Here is a 19,358-nt window from a genome sequence, read left to right as displayed (position 1 = left end):
TTAAGCAGTTCCCATAAGCTGTAAGCACATCCAGATACGATACAACATATCATTTTGTCGCGAAGTCTAACAATGTATGTTACGAATATGAAGCTTTATTGAACGATACCGAAATAAGGCTCGGTTTTTTAAGACTATTTGCGCTTGATCAGCTGAGGGGGCTTAGCTTTTACCGCCATTGCAACTACTGCACAAACCGTGTAGCTCCAGCTGCTGGCTAACCAGAGTAAAACCGCTGCGGGCAACACTATTGTGCAGTTCATCAACTAGCTCGCGGCGCAAACCGAGCTCTTCAACCTTGTGGCACTTATCGCAAATAAGAAACTGTGGCACGCTGTGTTCATGCTCACAGGCGATATGAGAACAGGCGAGATACTGGTTGGTGGTTTCAAGCTTGTGTGCAAGTTTGTTATCTGCCAAAAACTGCAACATGCGATAAACCGACATCGCCGGCAGCTTTGTGCCAAAAGCCTCTGCATAGCGGTCGATAATTTCGTAGGCGGACAGCGGCGCGCGAGCCTCGAGTAGCAACTGTAAAATGTGCTTGCGCTTACTCGTCAAACGCTGGCCGGCCTGAACACAATCGTGTTCAGCACGAACTAAGGCTTGTTCTATTCGTTGTGCGTTCTGCTGCATGCTAAATCTAGCTGAAAGGCCTGCGGGACAAGCGCGCATTATGCACGGCCCTGCCCCGAAGGCAACAGCCTGGAACTAACTGAAGCACTTAGTTAGCCAGGCAACAACCCAGGCAAATTAAGCACTGGCGAGCTGGCGCCCACCCCAGATGCGAGTCAGCGGCTCAAACAAACCGGCCAAAGCTCCACTGCGGCTTTGCAGCTTATATACGGCAAAACGCTCGGCAGCAGCAATCGCTGCACAATTAATGATGTCGAGATTACCTGCGTGCGCCGGAATCCAGTCTCCGAGACCACTGACCAGTACACGCACGCTGAGCACCTCATCGGCCAAAGCGTTAGGCAACAACTCGATTCTCAAGCCGGGAACATAAGCCTGAATTTCGCGCTCGCGTTTTTTCAAGGCTTGCTCAACGGCTGCGCGCGACGAATTGGGCACATCAAAACTCAAGGTTGTGCACATCGTCGGCTGGCGCCCCGGTTCGTCGACTTGCAGCTCGACACTTGCCTGCTCGAGGCCGGCGAAGTCACACAGAGCTTTGCTTGTGGTTGCGTAGTAGTCGTCGACATTGTCGATTGTTGCCTGACCGATGCTGTCGTCGCTGACCAAGGTGTGCACCTTGACCGACTTAACACTTGCACAGGCCTGCTTGACCGCTTCGGCGAAAGGCACGGAAGCCTGACCGCCACAAGTCACCATATTAATATTGTTTTCCTTGAGGATGACTTGCTCGTTGAGAGCAGGAATACAAAAAGGACCAATTTTGGCGGGGGTAAGATCAATCGCTTTAATGCCTTTGGCAGCGAAGATCTTGGCGTGCTCTCGGTGATGTTCCGCGCCAGTGGCGTCGAATACCAAGTCACACTCGATGGAGCCCTCGGAAAAAGCCTGAATGCCTTTGTCGCTTAGTGGAACTCCGAGCTGCTGAGCCTTCTGCATCCCGGGAGACTGCAGATTTCGGCCAGCGAAAATGGTGCATTGAAGATGATCAGAGCGCAAAACCTTCAACAACAGATCAGTACCAATTTTGCCGGTACCTAAGATTCCAACTCTTAATTTCTGAGCCGTTTTTTTCATGCGTACATCCTCCCTATTCGACCGCATAAAACCGTGAGCCTGGATTGCAAACTCGCCTAGAAGCTAATCAAATTACCGTTAAAATTAAAAGGGATTGTGTGCCATTTCTAACACAAACATAAAAATAAAAGCGCCATTATTTTCATTGTGTCACCCAAGGCCGCCTGAGCAAAAAACCAACAGATGCATATAACAACAGCAAATATTTTGACAGGAATAAAAATAAACTAGAAAAAGTCTAAGCGCAGGCAAAGTACTGACACGTCACTGTCGCCTATATCTACATCGAGGAACCCATATACAAATAAGAAATAGAAGCTCGTCAAGCAGCGCCGAATCAACTAATAAAGCGCGCCATTTAAATTGATTTTTTGTGTATGATGCGCAATCTTTAATTCAGAAATTTTCCACTCTTCCTCATTAAGGTGGTATTCAATGGAAAGAATCGATCTCGGTAATATCGAAGAGATACTAGGTATTCAAGCCCCTTGGCATATTAGCTCTGTACACTTTGACCCAAGCCGCCACATCGCCAACATCCATATTGATAATAATGATAAAAAGAAATTATTTGGCTTTATTGATAGCCATAAAAGTGACGATGTAGCAAAACACAAAGGTCAGTGGATTTATTTACCCCTAGGCACTTACAAATGTGTTATTCACGCTGAAGTTGCCAGTGCCGGCAGCGAAGCAATTAGCTTAAGCAGCCTAAACTCCCCCGCATTCTTAGGTAACCCCAACCGCAACTATTCAAACCAGCTTCTGCAGCAAGTCGCACTGGCAAATATCAGTGGCATGAACGAAAACTTGATTTGTTCCGCACTTAGAGTTCCACCCGAGCTTGTGCAACAAATAATGACCGACATCGAAAAAGCGTCGAATCAAGTGCGTTCTCTAGTTTACCTTCCCGCCGAAGGCGCACTGGTATGGCGCAAGGTGCTCAACGATCAACTGCTTGTCCGCACCAATTTGTTACCCCTGAAACTGTTGTTGTCGAAATTAAAGTTGGCAGCAGCCAAGAGCAGTAGTGACGAAGAACTGGTTGAATTAAGTAGTAAACTACGCAGCTTTTTTGTTGCTAACGTCAACCAACTTGACGATGAAATCAACCAGTTGTGCGGGCTCAATAGTGACAAGCTCAAACGTCAAGCCAGTGCGAGCAAACAGCGCCAGCGCCTTGTTCTACCGGCATTGAAAAACCCGGTTTGGATAGACCTTCTAACCGGCAAGCTCAGTCTTAATTCACAGAGCGTACCGCTAAACCTGCTAATTTCCCGCCAGCGCATTGCCTTTTTACAAGGTAAAGACAGCGCCACACGCATCGCCGCAATTGAAACATTGCGCGAGTACGTTAAGCGCAACCATCGCAGCTTAAAACCAGAGCTCGTACTTATTAACCGCGCGATGGCAATTAATGAAAAAACCCAGATTCGCCTGCCAAATCCCGATCACGATATTTGGCAGCGTATACTGGCCAACGACACTGCCATTCCAAGCGACCACGTTGCCTACAAACTGTTGCTGGCCAAACTGCGCATGCAGGTGCAAAGCTCTCAAGACCCGGTAGTTAAACTCGAAGCCGCACGCAGTATTCGCAATTTTATGCAGCAAAACCAGAAGGCTCTGCAGCGCGAGCTCAGTGCCATTGTTAAACAAGCGAGCGCCAACTAACTCAATACGACTAAAAACATTGCTGCCCCTAGCAGCTGCATTATTGTTGATTCAGGAGAACACCATGGCCGGAGACGGAAATATCGCATTTAACAACGAATTGCTCGATAGAGACGCGGTAATTCAAAAGATTGAAAGGGGTGACTACCTAATTATTGCTGGCGACGAATCTCAGTTGGCGGGCCTGCCATCGGGCAACTGGATTGCTGGAACCATCCCTTATTTTATGTCTGGTGAAGGTGGCGTTGTCGACCAAAGTAAGCTTTATGTAAATACTCTAGAAGGTCTAGGCAGCCGCTTACCGCGCATCACCATGTACGACACCAATAGTATTAGCCGCATTGCTCAAGAAGGCATTGAAGGCGGTTTTACTATTGTTATTTTGCCCGCCTCATCCGAAGTGCACCTCAAATATGCACAAGAGGCCCCCGACTTTCCCAATATGTTTTTCTCGCCAATTATCGGCTGGATTAGCGGTGTGCACCTCGACCAGCTGGAGAGCCTAAAACCCAAAGTTGGCTTCGGCTTGGCATCGGGAATGTTGAGCGATAGCCAGGCTGTTGCTATGCATGTTCCCCTTCCCGAAGGCCAGGAACCCCACGTGCGCACGGTTAACCTTTTCACTCAGGGAGACGGCCCGGCGCTGCGCTTTCCAACTCGTGGTTTTAACGTCAATGAGTGTCAAATTGACGGCCAAAGCTGGAAGTTCAGCGACTACCTAAAAGAAAATAAAATTGATACCCGCCTTCCCCTGGTTGCTAACTACTGCGGAATGATGGTCAATGTCAGCATCCAGGAAGTTCTAGATGGAGACGTAAAACTTTACGCTCCTGTATTCCCCGATATTGAATACCACTTCGCCACACCGGTCGACGATTACGTCAACGGTTTTAACGAAGTGTTAAGCCACAATACTAGCCACGCAGCATCGTTTTCATGCAACTGCATATTGAACTTCCTGTACTCAGAACTGGAAGGCAAAAAAACCGGGCAGTTTACCGGGCCAATGACGTTTGGAGAGGTCGCCTACCAGTTAATGAACCAAACCATGGTTTATTTAACTCTGGACAATAGCTAAACCAAAAAGCTGAATCTGAACGACGCAAAAGAAGGGGCCTAGAAATGGCCCCTTTTCTTTAATGATGATAACTAATACTTACCGCACCCCATGCAGTATCTGTTTTTTGCTGTTCAAAACTATCTGTACCTTTAAGCATTGAAAACAATAAACCCCAGCGACCTTTATTTATCGACACCCCGGCACTTAGCAAGGCTTGCTCGTTAATCAAATCAACGGAGTGACTATCTCTGAAGGTGTTGCCGTCGAGGGTTATATCATTAAAAACATAGCGCGCGTAAAGCGCAAACTGCAGCTGCCAATCAAAATCTTTACCTAAGTGCTCAGTCGCTGCAGTTGCACCCCGGGCCGGGTCGGGATCAACATAAGCATAGTTTGAGCCCAGCGCATCCCCCAAACGAAATACCAAACCCGTACCAACATCACTGCGTAAATTTCCTAGCCCCGCCAACGAATAAGAAATGATATCTGCATTGAGCCCGGTGCTTTGCGTGGCAAACAAACGGCGAATATGCTCAGCGTCAACACGAAATACAGCTTCATTCGCTATTTGATTGTCCCAGCCCATAGGTTTGGTGCCGTTAGTAATATCGTGAATAAAAGTCTGAGCTTGCTCTGCCATCGCCGCCGGCCCAACTATGCCCAAAACTAAACCGCGACTATTTGACCTTGTTTTACCATAGGCCCGACTCTGGCTTTTCCAAAGTAAGCTACCGGCATAGGGCCTATCATCCTCGATCAACTCTGGGTCTTCGATGTCATCTGGCGTGTACATGCCCTGTGCAACGGCATAACCCGTAGCCAGTTTTAAATCGCTCTTGTGGTAGAGGCCAAGCGCAGAGTTAAACTGTTTGAGCCATCGCGGTGAAGGCAGAACATCAAGGCTGCTATAGGGGCCATAACCCCAGGCAAAAGCAAGCCCGTTAGTAAAACCATCGTCACTAAAAACAAACAAGTCATTTTCAAAGGTAAGCAAGTACCAGTGCTTAGCACCGAGCTCACTGTCAGTGACTGTGTCAGCTTTGTTTTGCCTTTCGGCGAGCGCAGGCAAAACAGCCGAAAGCAAAAACAACACCGGCAATGCCAAAAGACCTTTCATTAATATCTTTAACTTTTCTCTCAAAACCACGAAACCAATACCACCATAGCAAACAGCTGCCAATGGTAACGCGACTAATACACAGCAGCCAGAATCAGGACAAAACCAAGTAACTCAGCCAAGCTGACAATAGGGCCAAATGCTTTGTTTTGAACAAAGTGTGTGTAAACTGAGCACTGCTTAACGCACTTGTTCCCACACTACCTATATTCGACCCACTAAGGATGGCGCGATGATCTACAACAATATTCTTGAAACCATTGGCAACACCCCAATCGTCAAACTCAATCGTATAGGCCCGTCCGACAAAAATATCTATGTCAAAGTCGAAGCCTTTAACCCGATGGCTTCGGTAAAAGACCGCCTGGCAATTGCCATTATTGAAGACGCCGAGCGCAACGGAAGTTTAAAACCAGGGCAAACCGTGATTGAAGCGACCTCAGGCAATACCGGTATTGCTCTGGCAATGGTATGCGCTGCCAAAGGCTACCCGTTTGTCGCCACTATGGTTGAAACCTTCTCGGTTGAAAGACGCAAGCTAATGAAAGCGCTTGGTGCAAAAGTCATACTGACCCCTGCCGCTAAAAAAGCCTCTTACATGGTTGAGTACGCCGAAGAGCTCGCACAGAAACACGGTTGGTTTCTCGCCCGTCAATTTGAGAACGAAGCGAATCCCGCTTATCACCGCAATACAACCGCACCGGAAATTCTGCGCGACTTTGCCGGTCGCGAGCTTGATTATTTTGTCAGCGGCTGGGGAACAGGGGGTACGATGACAGGCACCGGCCAGGTACTGAAACTAGCGCGCCCAGACATCAAAGTAATTGCAGCGGAACCTGAGAACGCAGCAATGTTAAGCGGCAAAGAATGGTCACCGCACAAAGTTCAAGGCTGGACGCCAAATTTTGTGCCCAAGGTACTCGATAAAGAAGTCGCCAACGACATCATAACCGTCAGCGACGACGAGTCGATCCAGTGCGCAAAAGATCTCGCAACAAAAGAAGGAATTTTCTGCGGCATAAGCTCGGGCGCAACACTCGCTGCCGCATTAAAAGTCGCTGCAAATGCCAAAAGCGGAGCCAATATTTTGGTTATGCTACCTGACACCGGGGAACGCTACTTGAGCACGCCACTTTTTGCAGATGTCAGTGAAGAATCTGACGACGAATGGCTACAGCAACAATAACCTCTAATAAAATAATCTCTGACAAATAGTTGAGAAAATAGGGCAAGTCGCAGGAAGCCACTTGCCCACTTGCTATTGCTGGCCTAAATTAAAAACGAGGATTAAAAATCAGTGCAATGCCGGCTATAAATAACACCGAAGTTTAAGGCTAAAGCTTAAAAGAAAAGTTATTTACAGCAATCAATAGCGGCCCAAAAGCAGATAACAAAAATAAACCCAAATAGGTAAGAACAAAAAGGAGCACGGAATGCTAAAACAAAAAAAATTTAAAAAATACATGTCCCTAATTCACACTGGCAGCATCGTAAGCTGCGCAGCCATCGGCGCTGCACTCGGCGCGGTATTTGCCCATGCAACCATAGGTATTGCTCTCGGCGCGGCCTCAGGTTTGGTTTTGGCCTACGCGATCGAACAAGAAAGCTGAGCCCCAGCTTCTGTAAATACTAAACCAGGTGGCGCCGAGCTTATTTTGGCTGCATGCCATACTTGGCAACAAGCCTGTCTAAAGCGTTGGCAAAACGAGCTTTGTCGGCGTTGTTAAATGGCGGCGGCCCTCCGCTCTGCTCGCCACTGGCTCGCATCGTCTCCATGAAATTACGCATATCTAAACGTTGCTGAATATTATCTTGGTTATATCGCTCCCCCCTGGGAGTCAAAACCATGGCCCCGAGAGGTAAGACCTCAGCAGCAAGGGGAATATCTGAGCTGATAAGCAAATCCCCTTCGCAGATATGCTGCACGATGTAGTTATCGGCGACATCAAACCCCGCAGACACCTGTATCGTGCGAATAGTTTTTAACGCGGGCTTGGGCAGCGCATGATTGGCAACTAAAGTCACCGATAACGCGGTACGCTGGCTTAAACGAAAAAGTGTCTCTTTAACCGGGCGAGGGCAGGCATCGGCATCGACCCAAATGTGCATAAATCAATCTCAATCATAACTAGGGCTCGCTCACACTAAACCGCTTATGAAAATACTTCAAAGTTTTGCACCAACAGAATTGCCACAGATCATCAAGCCAAACGGAAGAAATCACTACAATAAACGCCAAAAAACCAAGTTGCGGAACAAATTGAACAAAAATCGGACAAACACCTAGACTCTCTGTATAATCGCGACCCTTTTTTCACGGCCTTTCCGAGCGGTGCGCAGCGGCACCTAAGTATCCCGGCCCCCAGCGGACAAATATATGAGCGACGCCACCCCGACCTTCGAAGAGCTTGGCCTCAAGCCCTCCTTACTTAAAGCCTTAGGCGACATCGGCTACGAAACTCCAAGCCCGATCCAGGCTCAAAGCCTGCCACCTCTGCTCGAAGGACGCGACATACTTGGCCAAGCGCAAACCGGCACCGGAAAGACCGCAGCGTTTGCCCTGCCAATCTTGCAACAGATTGACCTGAGCCAAAAATCTCCTCAGGTACTAGTGCTGGCGCCAACACGCGAGCTGGCAATTCAAGTTGCCGAGGCTTTCCAAAGCTACGCCCGTTATATCAAAGGCTTCCACATCCTGCCGGTCTACGGCGGCCAGGGTTATGACGGCCAGATTCGCGCACTCAAGCGCGGTGTGCACGTGGTCGTCGGCACCCCCGGCCGAGTGATGGATCACATGCGCAAAGGCACATTAAAGCTCGATCAGCTCAAACACTTGGTACTCGATGAAGCTGACGAAATGCTGCGCATGGGTTTTATCGACGATGTTGAGTGGGTGATGAGCCACACCCCCGACGACAGGCAGATCGCTCTTTTTTCAGCGACCATGCCGCGCGAGATTGAAAAAGTAGCTAAAACCTACCTGCAAGAGCCCGTGCATGTGCAGATTAAAGTCCAGACAACAACGGCGGAGACCATCCGCCAGCGCTACTGGCAAGTGGGCGGCCTCAACAAGCTCGACGCCTTGACCCGCATACTCGAAGCGGAAAACTTCGATGCCATCATTATGTTTGTGCGCACCAAAACCGCCACCGTCGAGCTCGCAGAGAAGCTCGAGGCGCGCGGGTACAGCTCTGCAGCGCTCAACGGTGATATCAGCCAGCAACTGCGCGAGCGCACCGTCGACAAACTCAAAAAAGGCCAGATTGATATTCTGATTGCTACCGATGTTGCCGCTCGCGGCCTTGACGTCGAGCGCATCAGCCACGTAATCAACTACGATATTCCCTACGATACAGAGGCCTACGTGCACCGTATCGGCCGCACCGGTCGCGCCGGCCGCAGCGGTGAAGCTATTTTGTTTGTCGCACGTCGCGAGCACCGCATGCTGCGCCAGATCGAGCGAGCCACCAACACACAGATCGAAGAGATGCAGCTGCCGAGCACCGATCTGATCAACGAGCAGCGTGTACAGCGCTTCAAACAAAGCATTAGCGACACGCTCAGCAACGACGATATAGAGTTCTTTAAGCAGTTGGTTGCCGACTTCCAGCAGGAAACCGAAATCAGCGCTTTGGATATCGCCGCAGCTCTGGCAAAACTCAGCCAGGGCGAGCAGCCCTTCTTGCTCGAAGAACCACCTGAGCCGAAGCGCCGCGAGCGTAAAGAGCGCTCTGAGCGAGGCGAACGCGGTGAGCGTCGCGACAGAAAAGAGCGCAGCAGCCGCGGCAACGATGCGGATATGCAAACCTACCGCATCGAAGTTGGCCGCCGCGATGGTGTCAGCCCCGGCAATATTGTTGGCGCCATTGCCAACGAAGCCGATATCGACTCATCCTATATTGGCCATATCAAGTTGTTTGATAATTTCTCGCTGGTAGATTTGCCCAAGGGCATGCCCGACGAAACCTTCCAACTTCTGCAAAAAGCGCGTGTTTGCAATCGCATCATGCGCATCAGCCTTGACGAAGGCCCGGGCTCCGGCTCGGACCGAGGAAAACACAACAAAGGCAAGAAGTTCGACAAAGCGGGTAAATCTAAAAAATTTAAAGCCCGATCCTAAGCCTTTTTGCGCCACAACAGCTTAGGCCCGATGGCCTAAGCCCGATCTTCAGCTGGCGAAATCCGACTATACTTATACAAGAGCTGCAAGTTTGCGGCTCTTGTTTTATATACGGTTTATCTACGCGTTGTTTGCAGCTAGCTTCCAGTGCCACAACAAATAGAGCCAGCGACTCGGGAATTAAATATGCGCGTACTGCTGATCGAAGATCACGCCCTATTCAGAGAAGGTGTCACTCTGATTCTCAAGCAATTAGGTGAGGGCATTGAAGTTGAATGCGGCGAATCAGCAGACGACGCCCTGGCGTTAGCGCAGCGAGGCAGCAAGCCCGATTTAATTCTGCTCGACTACCACCTCTGTGGCTCCAACGGTTTAGAGTGCCTGCATAAAATGCAGCCGCTGTGCCCCGAGACACCGATGATTATGCTCAGCGCAGAGCAAGATCAGAGCCTGATTCAAGCCGCCTTAAACGCCGGTGCACGCGGTTTTATCACCAAAACATCGTCGTCACAGGTTATGCTCAGTGCCATACAGTTAGTACTTAACGGCGGCCTCTATGTGCCACCTGAAATGCTCCAGCCGCAAAACAACGACAGTGCCACTGCGCGCAAGCAAAACCCACTTGGGGTCAGCACCAGTAACAAGCAATACCACCTTACCAGTCGCCAACTGGACGTACTCAGGCACATGCTCGACGGCCAAAGTAATAAAGAGATCGCCCGTGAATTAAATATGAGCCCGAGCACAGTTAAAGTTCACGTCGCCGCCATCCTCAGGGAGCTCGACGTCAAAAACCGTACCCAAGCGGTAAACATCGCTAAAAGCGAGCACATTCTCGGTTAACAATGCCGGGTAAATCACCCAAGATAGTTTATTCCAGGTACTCGTTTATTTTAGCCTGCAGCACTTTTAAATCGACAGGTTTAGTTAAATACTCCAGGCCAAATTCATCGAGCCGCCGTAACAACTGCTCATCGCGACAACCAGTAATAATAAATGCGGGTACATCAACCCCGGACATCAAGCGCACCTCTTTAATCACTTGATCTCCGAGTACTCCCGCTGCTAACTGATAGTCTGAAACAATTAGATCCGGATCAATAAAGTCACCACCGGAGAAATACGCCTCGACGTCGTCTAGACCACGAAATTCGGTAACATTCATATCCCAGCTTTTTATCGCCATAGCCATGGCCGAGCGAAGTTCGTCGTCGTCATCAATCAAAATAATATTCGTGCGCAACATTAAATCGCGCACATCGCCAAAGTCACCATTAAAATCTGTATTTTCAAACTCCGGTCTAAGGCTCAAAGACTTGCTTGCATGAAGCAGCTCGGTATCGACAACGGGAATTTTGATACGGAAGCACGAACCCCTGTCAGGGCGGCTCAACACATCAAGGCCATAACCGAGCATCGCCACAAAATTCTTGACAAGCGCCAAGCCCAATCCGTAACTACCACGCTCCGGCCCAGATTTTTCAAGTTGTTCAAACTTGTGAAATATTTTATTAATCTGATCTTCAGGAATACCCCGACCAGTATCCCAAATATCTATCCACAAAGCCTGCTTGCGCCTGCGCATCGCCACCAGCACACCGCCCTTATCGGTGTAGCGAATAGCATTGCTGACCAGGTTTCGAATTAAACGCTCCAACATGCCGGGAACGGTTCTGATCGTAATCGCAAATGTTCTCGACTTCAGCAACAAACCCTCACTTTGCGCCAGCACACCAAACTCCATCGAAAGCGCTTTTATTAGCTCCGCGACATCAACATCTTGATAATCCGTAACGCCTTTTTTGTGCTCGAGCTTCTGAGCATCGAGTATTTCGGTAAACATACTTTGCAAATTCTGAAGCGAGGCTTTTAGTTTTGACATGAGCTCACTGTGCTGGCCCTGAAGTTGCAGCTCAAGCATGTCTGCAAAAATAGCCATGGCCTGTAGGGGTTGACGCAGGTCGTGAGCCGCTCCGCTAAAAAACTCCTTAATCTCTTGATTTCTCGCCTCTAGCTCTACCGCAGAGGCCTCTGCTTCAGTGCTGCGATTCACCAGCTCGTTATACACAATTTCAAGATCGGTGTTGCCATTTTCAATTAGCGCCAGCATCGCATTAAAGGTGTGAATAAGGTGGCCAATCTCATCATCTGTTGTCGTTTTAGCCCGCAAACTGAGATTGTTCCCTTCTTTTACCTTGGTCATTACGCCGGTCAAATGCTGCAGAGGTTCGATAACATACTTCTGTAAGCGCCCCATCATCACCACAACAACAATCAGCGCCAACACCATCACTAAGGCGCTAAGCACCAGCCAGGTATTTATTTTGCTATGTACCGGGCTAAGATCAGAAATAACAACGATATGACCGAGTATCTGGCTGATATTTTTAACATCGTGATATACAGCTAAACTTTCTTGCTCGTCAAGATCGAGTGTTTGCTGAATTTTTTCAGGGCAAGACCAAAGGCTAGCGGGGCTGCGTTCAAACTTAGCAAACAGCTTACCCGAGCTCAGATAAATACAAGCGGCTTGAATGTTTTTTCGAATTTTAAGGTGGCTTAAATTCTCTTCCGCTGCGCGCCTGTCACCAAAAGCCAATGCCGCGCTGCTTCTGGCTGAAGTTATCGCCGCCAATACTTGCAACTCTTCGCGTATGCTCTCTTTGATGGCAAAGCGGTCGTAACTAACAAAGTTCGCCAGCGCGATAAACATAGAGGTTAGCACCCCGAGAGAAACAATCAGGGCGACCTTTCGGCGTATACTTAACTGACTGAATCGGGAGCGTTGTCGCACTTATTATTGCTCTTCGGTATTGCGGCGTATTGTTCGCGCCAGCGATAACAAGTCGGAATCTAAAAACAGGCCATTGTTAATGGCGTTACTAATATTGATATCAAAACGCAAACGATCCTTAGTTCGAAAAATGGAAATAATGCCGCCCTTCTCAGCAAACTCACTTTTCTCTCCAACACTCAGTACATAACTGTAATTTATCTGCTGCCAAAAACGAGGCAACAATACCCTTTGCTGTTCCGATACAAACAACAGGTGGCAGCCATCCGCAATTTGTTCCAACCTATCGGTACTTATAATAGTTAACGCACGCTCCCCAACTAAAACACCTTCAAACGCCCGCAAGTACGGCTCAAAGCCTACCTGGCCAAAAAGACAAAGCTCTATGCTTGATTTTTCAGAGACAAAAGCATCATCCGGCCAAGTAACATAATTAACAAAGTTATAAACAAACTGAGCTTTAACACGCTCACCGCTTTCTGTAGCCGACGCCTTTACTGATACAGATAGTATTGAGTAAAAAATCAACGCCAGAAACCGAGCTAAAGCTAAGGCCTTGTATTGAAGCAAGCGACTTATCATATTAGTTTACCTTTGGAGGCAGGCGCCCGCCGACCGTCCACTGAGACATAAAACGGCGCAGTGCCTGTTTAACCGTGCAAGCATCCCGCTTTGTATCTGAAGCTACACAAGTGCCAAAAGTCAGATCAAAATTTTCATCCGCGCTGTCAATACGAGGGTCATGCTCAACAATAGCAATGCGCTCTTTTACAGTTTCATTATCCACTGTACTATCGCTGACTATCGCATCAATATTTTGCCTATCGTCTTGATCGCTTACAGGCTCTGAGTCGATGGCGGGCGGCAGCACAGGCACTTGGCCAGGATCAATAGGGTTAACAGGGTTATCGACCGGAACCTCGACTGGACTAAAGCCGAGCTCATCTGGTCGCACACTGATAATACGATCACTCCTGACAAACCACGGGTCTTGTTGTATTAATTCAAGGCTATTGGAAAATAGCTGACCGTCGCGAGCATCACTAATATTGTTATAGGCACTTACACTCGCACCGGCACTTAAGTTTATCGCGTTAAAATTCGCAGTTTCTGTATTAGCCTGCCCATAAGCATCAATAACAATATCCCCACCAATAGCTTCAATAACAAAGCTACTAACATCGTCGCGACCAATATTGATACTGCGACTTTGATCTGAATTATCGGCCAAGCTCAGAAAGATAGCTGCGGAGTCAGTTAGCGCCACGCTTGAATCGCCAAGGCCAGCATTTAAAGTGGGCTCCACCAGGTTCTGCGAGCGCAAATACATATCTCGATTTGTACCAATTCCCAGATCGCCGCCAGCCGCTTCAAGGCGAATTAAACCACGGCGTTCTCCATCTATTACACTATCGCTCACCAATACGTTATCGCGAACGGACAAATAATTGTTAATGGTTTGCGCTGAGAAATTGCCGTTATCAATATTTACCGCAAAACCATCATTATCAAGATCTTCAAAGCGCATTGCGGTGTTATTACTAACAAAAGAAAAGCTCTGTCCTGCGGCAGAAAAGTCGATGAAATTCATACCGTCAACAAAATTTATGTCATCTTTTGCCGCGCTCAGCTTAACAACCAAGCTCAGTGAGGGTGTACTAATAGTTCGGTCGCTGTCATATAAATCGGTTGCAGTAATAAATAAATCGCTATTGCCGACATCTAAACCTGTATCAGGTATGCGAAGCTCTCCTTCGACCGTCAAACGTGTTTCATTTAGCCCAGACGCCACACTTAGATAGGTGTCACTGAGCAGCTGTAGATCAATACGCCCCGAGCCGCTCATATTCAACTGCAACTCATCTGCATCAATCTCAAACTCAGCACCAATTTGCCCAAGGATATTATTTTGCCCCGTCACCGATACTGTTCCATTGGGCGCAGCAATATCGGCAATCTGATTTTGCCCACCTCTTAGTTCCCGCGCAGAAACGACAAACGCTGTTGCGCTGCTAGAATCACTGACAGCATTGGTGATATCAACTCTGTCGCCAACATTAATTGTTATCGGCGCATCGTAACTTCGCATTGCGGCACCGCTGTTAAAACGAAAATCTTCTGTCGCAGTAAAACTAAGTGCCACATTATCAGGCGACGCTGTATCACTATCTATTAGTGATACAGCATCTGCAAAAAAGATACTATTGGCCGAGCTAAAATTTAAGCTTTGTCCATCGCGGCCATTTAGATCGATATTTTGACTCACCGTTAACGCAGCACCGGTAGAAATATTAGCCGTACCGGTACCTCCGAGTGCCGTCAATTCAAGTGCATCGAGCTCATCAATGTTCACCAAAGCATTGCCCGCGGCGATATTTAACTGGGCCGTATTCGTCTGTACGGCACCATTGCCACCAATAGCTCCAAGGGCACTTAAAAATATGCCGCCGTTCACAGCATTTAACCGTTCGCCAGTTTTAGTATCTATGCCGCTCGCAGTCAGCGCTTGAATAGCGACAACGCTGTTTGATTGCGAGCGGGTCTCGCCGAGGTTCATAGCATCGGCAGCACTAATTGAAACTGTTCCTTGACTGACATCGATGCTGGTGCCTGCAGCCATTACAAAACTGGTATTGTTCGATAAATAGCTAAGATCAACCAACTCAATACTTGCGGTGTCACTGTCAAATACATTCGCCGAGTTCTGCAGCTGTAAATTCCCACCAGATTCAAAGTGTAATCGCGACGCCCCTAGGCCATTAATATCCAGGGCGTCGGCAATAAATAGTGCACCCGCAGCAATAACACTGGTATCAGCGCCTGTATTTAAACCAACCAGAACAATCTGGCTATCTGATACAACATTGATATCCGCACCGGAACTTAAACTTAAACTATCTGAGTGAAGCTCGAGATCAAAACCACTACCTATGCCTGTACCCGCTTGCAGATTAATGCGGCCAAAGCGCGCATTGACTTCAGTGCCATCGCTTAAATCATCGAGTATCTGATTTAATGCATTAATGTTTATTGCATCGTCGCGGCTGGAGTCAGTCGCCAGTTCACTGAGCCTTACACTGCCGCCAGCGTTCATCGTTATAGTTCCGTCGCCGCTGCGAAGGTAGCTATCGAAGGGCATATTGATATCGCCGCCGGCATCAAATAGATAGTCCAGGCGTTCACTACTGGCAGGTGCACTATCTGTAAAACCAACACCTGAATTGAAGTTAATATCCGTTGCGGCTGAAAAATTCCAACTCTGTGTGCCGGCTCCGTCAATATCCACCGACGAGTTAAAACCCAGCGTATTCTCACTGTGGATATCTAGTTGGCCAACCACACTTAAACCGGCAATATCAAGTGAAGACCTTGCCAATAAATCAACATTACCCGCTGTTGTTGTTAGAACCAGTTCAGACGCTTGAATCTCTATCGAGTCGGTAGCACCGATACCATTGGCCGCACTGAGCACCATACGCCCGTTAACAGCACTGATTTCACTGGCATCAACAAAATCATCAACAATAATATTACCCGCCGACACTACCATTGCATTACTAGAAGCAGAGCTAGTCGCTACTTCAGTAACACGAACATTGGCTCCAGCAGTGATGTTAATATCACCCGAGCCATTTCGAATAAAACTATTGTTTGCCATCGTAAAGTTTCCGCCAGCGGTAAAATTGAGTGCAACACCTTCATCCGTAGCAGTGTTACTGTCACTAATACCCGCTCCAGAATCAAAAGCGATGCTGCCATCGGCAATAAAATTTAAGCTGGCCCCCACGCTTGCGCCGTCGATATCAATAACTTCTCGAATATTAATATCGCCAACACCACCGCTTCCACTAGCAGTATTAATTGTGACGCTGGTACCGATGCCGAGAATGGCCTCAATGGTTGCCGCCTCAATTAAACTCGTACCTGTCTCACCACTGGCATCCCAATTAAATGGCCCGCCGATGCTGCCGTTAAAAACGCTGCTGCCATTTGGTGCTTGAATACTGATATCAATCGGATCGATATAGAAAAGCCCCGCCTCGCCGGCAAGTGCCGAAGCATCGGCCCAGCCATCGACAATCACCTGTCTTAAACCACTGACTTCAATAAAGCCGCCGTCGCCGCCGAGTTCACCTCCGCGGGCATAAAGCTCGGCGCCATCGGCAAACCAGGTACGCCCCTCACTGTAGAGGACAACGCTGCCGCCGTTCGCCAGCCCGATACCATCGGCATTAATTTGGCTGGCACTGCGAATTTCGAGCTGCTCTGTTGCATAAATGCGCGCTTGCCCAGATTGCCGGGCCGCACGCATGGAGATATATCCATCGAGCGCGAGCAAGCGCGACTCAAGTTCAAGCCTGACGCCATCGCCTTGGCTATCTAAATTTAATTCGCCGCCGAGCTCTATCTTTCCATCCGGCGCGAGCATGACAAGCTCCACGCCCTGCTCAGAATTTTTGCTAACACTTAAAGAGCCTCGCTGTTCGATAACACCGGCGTATTCATCACTCTCAACCAATAAGGGGATGGCCGAATTGTGCGTTTGCAACAGCACTGCAGAACCCGCTGCAAACTGTGCTCCCCCCTCTGCCAGGCGGATATCGCCGTCGTTGATAATAACCGGGGCGATAACGCGCAGACCTCCCGGCCCGGTATTAATTTCACCGTAATTTTCTACAGCTGCCGCTTGCCCCTTTAAACTAAAATCAAGCTCAGCGGCCATAAATTGATCGGCCGTTAAATCAAGTGTTGAAACAGTTAAACCCGCAACATTAAGCAGTGCACCCTCGCCAAAAATAACGCCGTTTTGATTAACGATAAAAACCTCGCCATTGGCATGAATCTGCCCGTCAATTTGTGAGAAGCGATGCCCAACAACACGATTTAACAGCGCCGCATCTGCAGCTGGCTGATTAATATGTAAGACCTCATCGGCTGCCAGAGAAAAATCCTGGTATTCGATCACCGCCTTGTGGCTGTGTTGCTGAATCTGGTAATTGCCATCGGAACCGGTAAATTCAGCTTGGCCACGTACCGTTGTTGCGCCACTTGGGCCGGCCTCAAGGCTCGACGCCAAACTTAACAACAGCGCACTAATTCCAGCGCAATTCAAATAAAACTTGGCTTTCACTGTCATACACCTCTTGCAGATCACCGAGTTCAACTTGCTCTTTGGAACTCTTGGCATAGGCAAAATTTAATGAGAAGGCGCGCCACCCTAAGCGCAAACCCGCACCGGAACCGGCCAGGCTGATTGTTGTTTGCTGCTGATTGAAACCGGGCTCGTGCACCGTTCCGCTGGCAGCGTCCCAAAAAAGATACGGCCGCAACTGCCAGGCATCGATACGCATAGGCATTGCCAGCTCCAGCGTGACAAGCTGGGCCGCATCGGCACTGTAGCGACCGGCAGCAATCGCACGCACGCCGTAGATGCCGCCGAGACTGATCTGCTCGATACCCGGCAGGCGCACATCGGCATACTGACCGCGCAAGTAAGCGTAGAGACTGAGGCCGACATCGCGAGCCGGGGATGTCTGTATCTGCGCCTGCAAACCGTAACTACCTTTTAACAGGTCGCGCTGCTGCTCATTGCCGTAGCGCACATCCAACTGCTCGGAGCTAAAGGTTCCATTGGCGACAGCGAGACTTAAACGAGCATAAGCCAACGAAGCCTGCCAAGTGTTGCGCAAACTTAGCTCGATATAATTGCTGGCTTCGCGGTTTGCCAGGCTCTGGTCAAAATCTGAATCCAGGCGACTTTGTTTTTGAAAGTAGCTCAAACTCAAGTCGGCTCGATAAGCTCGGGAAAATGCTAAATAGCGGCCAAAGCCGGCGCTGTAACTGCGCGAGCTGCCGCTCATATCGAGCGCAGAAAAATTACTGCCCAATTCGTAACTGCTGTCGCCACCGCTCAGCCGCACATAGTTGCGAAGATCACCAAAGCGCGCCTGATAACTTAAATAGCCGTGCAAGGTCGCGGCTTCATCATCACTTGCGCCACTGCTTGCCAGCAGCGCAACATCAAGAGAATCAAAACTTCGAAACAGTGCCTCGCCGCGATAACTTGGAATCAAGCGTGTTTCGCCGCTGGCTTTGTTGCCGTAGTCGTCAAGCAATAAACTAAAATGGTGGCGTTTTTTGTCGCTGACTCGAAGGTTCAGGCGAATTTCACCGTCGGCACCAGCGCGCGAATAAAATGGGAAAATTTCGATACCGGCAAGGCTCTGCAACAAACTGACTCGCGCTTCGACGCGCGGAGCGTAAAGACTGCTGCCGACAAGCGAGCTCAATGAGTTTTTTATTCGCCGTTCACTCGCCCGGCTGCGATTAATTATGTGGACATCACTTAACTTCGCTTCTTTATAACTAAAACGAACAAGGCCATCTTTAACTGTTTGCGGAGCCACATAAATGCTGTGAAAGAGCCAGCCCCTGGCTCTGACATACAACGTCAACTTATCGGCAATCTGGTGTAAGTCATCGGCACTGACCCAGTGCTCGGCTTTTTGCAGTTCCCTGTAGGCAAGCTTATTTAACAGCTCAAAATCAACAGCAGCGTCTTGCGCATCGGCCTGCCCTGCCAGCACTATGCGCTCAACCTTAAAGTGCTGTATATCGTTTTCATCGCCGATCTGACTTTGAGCTGACACTAAAACAGAAGCCAGGCTCAGATAACTTAGCAGCACAAATGCTTTTAGCCCCGGCATTGATTCCCCGCTTTGCTTATTTCCGGCATCTATTAAATGTAGTTGAGATACGGCGCCTTAGACCGCCTAGCTATGGTAAGCGGCGGCGGCAAATTCAGACATAGACCAAAAGGGCTAGGCCACGAGCGGTTGTCTAAGCCGGCGCCTGGCCTTCCGGCCGATAGTTAAGCTGC

Annotated in this window: 14 protein-coding genes; 6 read left to right on the top strand and 8 right to left on the bottom strand. The window is 48.9% G+C overall.

All coding sequences use genetic code 11. The annotated features are described in order from the left end of the window. Positions 1-162: 162 nt before the first annotated feature. Positions 163-636: a Fur family transcriptional regulator gene (locus CFK45_RS06915; RefSeq protein WP_096085701.1), complete on the bottom strand. Its 474-nt coding sequence runs from the start codon at positions 634-636 to the stop codon at positions 163-165. A gap of 117 nt (positions 637-753) precedes the next feature. Further along, complete coding sequence (locus tag CFK45_RS06910; protein WP_158224623.1) at positions 754-1,713, bottom strand: acetylating acetaldehyde dehydrogenase; 960 nt, start codon at positions 1,711-1,713, stop codon at positions 754-756. A 435-nt stretch (positions 1,714-2,148) separates the two neighbouring features. Here CFK45_RS06910 and CFK45_RS06905 point away from each other — a divergent pair, with 435 nt between their 5' ends. After that, positions 2,149-3,387, top strand: a complete 1,239-nt coding sequence (locus tag CFK45_RS06905) for a hypothetical protein (RefSeq protein WP_096085699.1) — start codon at positions 2,149-2,151, stop codon at positions 3,385-3,387. Between the two features lie 64 nt (positions 3,388-3,451). Next, the gene (locus CFK45_RS06900; protein WP_096085698.1) at positions 3,452-4,465 is read left to right on the top strand and encodes a DUF6976 family protein; all 1,014 of its coding nucleotides are present in this window, start codon (positions 3,452-3,454) and stop codon (positions 4,463-4,465) included. Positions 4,466-4,523: 58 nt separating this feature from the next. Here CFK45_RS06900 and CFK45_RS06895 read toward each other — a convergent pair whose 3' ends face one another. Beyond that, positions 4,524-5,564 carry a lipid A deacylase LpxR family protein gene (locus CFK45_RS06895; protein WP_143247494.1) on the bottom strand — a complete coding sequence of 347 codons (1,041 nt, stop codon included), beginning with the start codon at positions 5,562-5,564 and terminating at the stop codon, positions 4,524-4,526. A gap of 232 nt (positions 5,565-5,796) precedes the next feature. Here CFK45_RS06895 and cysK point away from each other — a divergent pair, with 232 nt between their 5' ends. Both cysK and CFK45_RS18440 read left to right on the top strand, forming a co-directional pair. Next, positions 5,797-6,750 (top strand): cysteine synthase A, encoded by a 954-nt coding sequence (gene cysK, locus CFK45_RS06890; protein WP_096085696.1) that lies wholly within the window; start codon positions 5,797-5,799, stop codon positions 6,748-6,750. Between the two features lie 247 nt (positions 6,751-6,997). Then, positions 6,998-7,174: a hypothetical protein gene (locus CFK45_RS18440; protein ID WP_158224622.1), complete on the top strand. Its 177-nt coding sequence runs from the start codon at positions 6,998-7,000 to the stop codon at positions 7,172-7,174. Positions 7,175-7,214: 40 nt separating this feature from the next. Here the strand turns inward: CFK45_RS18440 and CFK45_RS06885 are convergent, their stop codons facing one another. Continuing rightward, on the bottom strand, positions 7,215-7,673 hold the full coding sequence (locus CFK45_RS06885; RefSeq protein ID WP_096085695.1) for a YaiI/YqxD family protein: 459 nt from the start codon (positions 7,671-7,673) through the stop codon (positions 7,215-7,217). A gap of 268 nt (positions 7,674-7,941) precedes the next feature. Between CFK45_RS06885 and CFK45_RS06880 the strand changes: the two genes are divergently transcribed. Both CFK45_RS06880 and CFK45_RS06875 read left to right on the top strand, forming a co-directional pair. Further along, complete coding sequence (locus tag CFK45_RS06880; RefSeq protein WP_096085694.1) at positions 7,942-9,684, top strand: DEAD/DEAH box helicase; 1,743 nt, start codon at positions 7,942-7,944, stop codon at positions 9,682-9,684. Between the two features lie 186 nt (positions 9,685-9,870). Then, positions 9,871-10,527 carry a response regulator gene (locus tag CFK45_RS06875; RefSeq protein WP_096085693.1) on the top strand — a complete coding sequence of 219 codons (657 nt, stop codon included), beginning with the start codon at positions 9,871-9,873 and terminating at the stop codon, positions 10,525-10,527. Positions 10,528-10,555: 28 nt separating this feature from the next. On the opposite strand, the gene CFK45_RS06870 is transcribed toward CFK45_RS06875, so the two are convergent. The 4 genes from CFK45_RS06870 to CFK45_RS18245 form a co-directional block, all read right to left on the bottom strand. Beyond that, complete coding sequence (locus tag CFK45_RS06870) at positions 10,556-12,397, bottom strand: ATP-binding protein (protein ID WP_096085692.1); 1,842 nt, start codon at positions 12,395-12,397, stop codon at positions 10,556-10,558. A gap of 84 nt (positions 12,398-12,481) precedes the next feature. Continuing rightward, positions 12,482-13,060, bottom strand: coding sequence for a YfiR family protein (locus CFK45_RS06865; RefSeq protein ID WP_096085691.1), 579 nt, complete (start codon positions 13,058-13,060; stop codon positions 12,482-12,484). A 1-nt stretch (position 13,061) separates the two neighbouring features. Beyond that, positions 13,062-17,615, bottom strand: coding sequence for a two-partner secretion domain-containing protein (locus tag CFK45_RS06860; RefSeq protein ID WP_158224621.1), 4,554 nt, complete (start codon positions 17,613-17,615; stop codon positions 13,062-13,064). Then, positions 17,572-19,185 carry a ShlB/FhaC/HecB family hemolysin secretion/activation protein gene (locus CFK45_RS18245; RefSeq protein WP_143247493.1) on the bottom strand — a complete coding sequence of 538 codons (1,614 nt, stop codon included), beginning with the start codon at positions 19,183-19,185 and terminating at the stop codon, positions 17,572-17,574. Before CFK45_RS18245 ends, CFK45_RS06860 begins: the two co-directional genes overlap by 44 nt. Positions 19,186-19,358 lie beyond the last annotated feature (173 nt).

The organism is Agaribacterium haliotis, from assembly GCF_002312815.1.
Classification (GTDB): domain Bacteria; phylum Pseudomonadota; class Gammaproteobacteria; order Pseudomonadales; family Cellvibrionaceae; genus Agaribacterium; species Agaribacterium haliotis.
The sequence above is the reverse complement of the archived record's forward strand: the minus strand, read 5'-3'. Positions and strand labels throughout refer to the sequence as shown.